Raw genomic sequence first — 4,732 nt, 5'->3', positions numbered from 1 at the left:
CAAAGGTATCTGCATGGTGTTGCTGCTCTGGTAAGTTTGGGTTTGTAAAAGGTTATCCTGATGGAACTTTGAAGCCTCAAAAGGAAATTACGAGGGCGGAGGTAGTTAAACTTTTGAGTAAAATTGCTTCATTGATAGTAACAAAGCCCGGAGTATATACTTTATCAAAGAGCGAGGGATTTGTAATTGTCAATAGTGGTGATGTTGAAATCAAAGATTCCTTGATAAAAGGTAACGTGTATATAAATCAAAGTGTGGGTGAAGGTTCTGTTACTTTGAACAATGTGACAATAGAAGGCGGAAAATTGTTCGTATTTGGCGGTGGGGAAAATTCTGTCAAGCTTGTAAACACAAAGGTTGGAGAAATAGTTGTTGACAGCAAACTTTCAAAGACAAATATTGAAGTGGGTCAAAACAGCCAGGTTGAGAATATAGTTGTCATGTCTGCATCAAAAATTACTCAGGTTTCTGAGAAAAGTTCGATTAAGTTTATTACATTAAAACAGAGTGGAAAACAGCCTGCGGATGTTGAAATTAAAGCAAACTGTGAAGCACTCTATGTCAGTTCTCCCAACAGCAATATAAATCTCCAGAATGCTAAAATTAAAAATTTAGTGGTAAGTGATCTTGCGCAAAATTTCAGGCTTTCGGTGGCTAACACAAAGATTGACAGTGTTGAGTTAAATAGCAATGGGAATTTGAATATTGATAAAGAATCAACCATAGCAAAGCTCATTGTTAAACCTCTTGCTAAAAGTGTAAATGTAACAAGCCAAGGGAAAGTAAATGAAGCTTCTATATTCTCAGATGGTGTTGTTGTAAATGGAAAGAGTATACCAAAAGGCGAAAAAGTAAATATAAGCGAGATAGTAACTAAAGAAACTTTAACAGCTATTGAAGAGGCTCAAAAAGAGACTGTCTCGCAGCCAACTTATTCGAATGGAACTTCTTCAAATACAGGGGGGAGCAGTGGCCAGACAGGGCAAAACCAGCAAGGAAGTACTCAGCCACAGCCAACCTGGCAGCTTGTGTGGGAAGATGACTTTAATGGAAGCTCAATTGACACAACAAAATGGAACTTTACAATTGGTGCTGGTGGTTATGGCAACAATGAACTTCAGTACTATTCAGACAGGCCTGAGAATGCAAGAGTGGAAAATGGTAAGCTTATAATTGAGGCAAGGAAAGAAAATTATCAAGGAAGTCCTTATACTTCAGCAAAGCTCACAACACAAGGCAAGTTTGCGTTTACCTATGGAAGAGTTGAGGTGAAAGCTAAGCTTCCAGAAGGCCAGGGTGTGTGGCCAGCTATCTGGATGATGCCAGAGGATTTGAACATATATGGTGGATGGCCAGCGTGCGGTGAGATTGACATTATGGAACTTTTAGGGCAGGAACCCAACAAGGTTTATGGAACAATCCATTATGGTAATCCTCACACATACCATGGTGGCAGTTATACATTGCCTGAAGGCAAAAAGTTTTCAGATGATTTCCACGTATTTGCACTCGAGTGGGAGCCGGGCGAGATAAGATGGTATGTGGATAACATATTGTATTACAAGACAAGCGATTGGTTCTCAAGATCATCAAATGAAGCATTTGATTATACTTATCCTGCACCGTTTGACAGAGAATTTTACCTTATACTCAACGTTGCAGTTGGTGGTAACTGGCCAGGGTATCCACCACTGGATGCAAATTACTTCCCACAGAGAATGGAAGTTGATTATGTGAAGGTATATAAGAGGGTTGGTGTAACTTACAGTGAAAGAGTTTCAAAACCACCTGTTGACACAAGCTATCCAGCTGATGCAAGACCACCGCTTAGCGATGGCAACCTCATTTATAATGGTAGCTTTGATGTTGATGATCAAAATGTTGAAGGCATAGAAGGTGTTCCAAACACAGATTATTGGCAGTTCTTACATCTTGATCAGTTTGGTGGAAATGGCACTATAGAAAATATTAACAATAGCATAAAAATAACCATAACACAGCCAGGTTCACAAACATATTCTATTCAGCTTGTTCAAAGGCCAATATGCTTAGTAAAAACTAAGACGTATAAGCTATCATTTAGAGCAAAGAGCGATGGCAAACGTACCATTGAGGTAAAGCTCTCAAGTGGTGGAGGCGACAATGGCACTACCTGGGTTGACTATGCAGTAAAAACATTTAACCTCGATACAGAGTGGAAAGAATATTCATACATCTTCACAATGCAAAGCAACACATATGCAAGGGCAAGACTGGAATTTAATGTTGGTCTTAGTACATTACCTGTGTACTTAGACGATGTAAAGCTTGTTGAATACAATGTCCAAGATCCGAGTAGCATAAAAGAGCCACTGCCCAATGGAAATCTCATTTATAACGGCACATTTGACCAAGGCGATGATAGATTTGTTGCATGGGAATTTGTAAAGTCGACAGTTGCAAGCGCAACATACCAGATAGGAACAAAACCAGAAGATAGATATTTCAAGACATTAATAACAAATGGTGGTAGCAGTTTTTCTGATATCAGGCTTGTTCAATCCAATATAAAAGTTGAGCCAAACTCTAATTATCTGCTTACTTTTAGGGCAAAGGCGTTTGAATCATCAAGGCAAATTCAAATTTATATTTCAGGCCAAAACTATACACCTATCTCAGAGGCAAAGACAGTAACACTTGGCACAGATTGGGCAGATTATAGATTGAACATTAAAACAAATGAAACTTTGCCTCAAGACTTGAAAGCAAAGCTTGTGTTTGATGTGGGTGGCTCAAGAGTAAATGTTGGAATTGACAATGTTTCACTGAAGCAAATCCTGCCGTCAAGCTTTGTGACAGTCCAGGCAGAAAACTTTGGTACTATAGCTGGTGCTCAGAACCTCGGCCAGTATGTTACATTTGGTCAAGGTGGCAGTGCAGGATTTAATGTCAATATTCCAAGAAGTGGAGAGTATGTTGTTTCATATAAAGTAAGATCCCAGCAAAATAGTATATTAAAGCTTTCAGTTGGTGCTGCGGTGTACGACACTCAAGTTGCTCCAACAAACGGCCAGTGGGCGATTGTAACAGACAGTGTATACTTTGATGCAGGCAATCACCAGGTTCAAATTACTGCTGACAATCTCGATTTGGACTATGTAGAGATATCTCCAAACATGATTGCAAACGGTGACTTCTCAAATGGGCTTGACAAATGGGATAACTGGATTGGCAATGGTGGGTCTGGTAGTATCTCTGTTGTAAACGGACAGCTAAAAGCATCTATCACTAATTTAGGGCTGGCATTCTGGAGCATACAGATTATCCAAGGGCCAATGGCACTTGAGAGTGGAAAAGTATATAGAATCTCCTTTGATGCAAAGTCAAGTTCACCAAGAGATATGTTCATAAAGATTGACGACTCAACATACTATGGGCATCATGAAAGGTATGTACCGCTCACAACAGAGATGAAAAATTACACATTCGATTTTGTAATGGATGCAACAAGGTCGGATATAAGACTTGTAATAGGGCTTGGGACAATGTCGCCAAATGGCAAAAACCCGCTGGAAATGGCTCATACAGTTACAATCGACAATGTAAGAATTGCTGAAGTATCAGAAAACTGCGGATACTTTGAAAGAAATGTGGCAGAAGAAATCACAGGTGGTAGTCCTACTGAACCGCAGCAGTTTGTAGGAGATAAGCTCTTGCCAGATGGCAGTTTTGACACACCAGACAGCCTCAATAATTGGAAATGGTGGTCGTCTGCTGGCAACAATGTTACAACAACAATTGAAAATGGAGAGTTAAAGGTTAGTGTAAGCTCAGTTGGCAACGATCCATGGGATCCGCAGATCTACAGAGAAGGAATTCCATTAGTAAATGGCAAAAATTACAAGATTTCATTTAAAGCAAGGTCGTCGGTTGCGAGGAAGATCAACATTGCAATTGGCAAGCCACTGACATCTGACCCGTGGTTTATTGAGTACATGCCGAAGAAAACAATAGATATCACAACTGAAATGGTAGAATATGCAGTATACTTTGCCATGAACAATGAAACAGATACAAATGCAAAGCTTACATTTGAGATAGGCAAGGTAGATGGATTTTCAACTGTACCATTTGATGTATACTTTGATGATATCCAGATAGAAGTCATCGATTCAATCCCACAACAGCCAACACAGCCAGTACCTCATACTCAAAAAATTGGTGACCAGTTAATACCAGATGGGACATTCGACACAGGCGTGGGCGAGTGGGTATACTGGAGCGGTGACCGGTGGTCAGGTGTATCAGATATGCAAGTGACAGTGGAAAATGGTAAATTGAAGATTCATCTAAATTCTGTTGGGCAGAAGCCATATAGTGCACAGGTTGCAAGAAAGAACCTCACGCTTGAAAACGGACTTACCTATGAGCTTAAGTTCAAGATGAACGCATCACAAAATACAAAAATTCAGGTAAACATTGGAAAAGAGCTGACATCTGACCCGTGGTTTATCCCATATGCACCAACAACTGTATTTGATATTGGAACTCAACAGCAAGAGTATACTCTCAGATTTAAAGTTACGCAGCCAACAGATGTGACAAAGGTTGTATTTGAGTTTGGACCAATAAATAATCAGTACCCTCCTCTTCCACTTGATATATACCTTAATGATGTAACATTGACTGTTGTAAGCGATCAGTAAAAATAAAACCAGATAAGATATTGCGATTTTGTAAGAAAGGGTTGCAA

The 4,732-nt window shown here is 39.7% G+C and carries 1 protein-coding gene and 1 pseudogene; both read left to right on the top strand.

Features of this window, described 5'->3' with window-relative positions:
- Positions 1–74, top strand: a pseudogene (locus H964_RS13465) (hypothetical protein); the annotation flags it as partial.
- Between the two features lie 39 nt (positions 75–113).
- Entirely contained in the window at positions 114–4,685 is a 4,572-nt protein-coding gene (locus H964_RS01435) for a carbohydrate binding domain-containing protein (RefSeq protein ID WP_237738159.1), read from the top strand.
- Positions 4,686–4,732: the final 47 nt, after the last annotated feature.

This window comes from Caldicellulosiruptor sp. F32 (genome assembly GCF_000404025.1).
Taxonomy (GTDB): domain Bacteria; phylum Bacillota; class Thermoanaerobacteria; order Caldicellulosiruptorales; family Caldicellulosiruptoraceae; genus Caldicellulosiruptor; species Caldicellulosiruptor saccharolyticus.
Note: the sequence above shows the minus strand (reverse complement) of the source record. Positions and strands in the feature narration are given on the sequence as shown.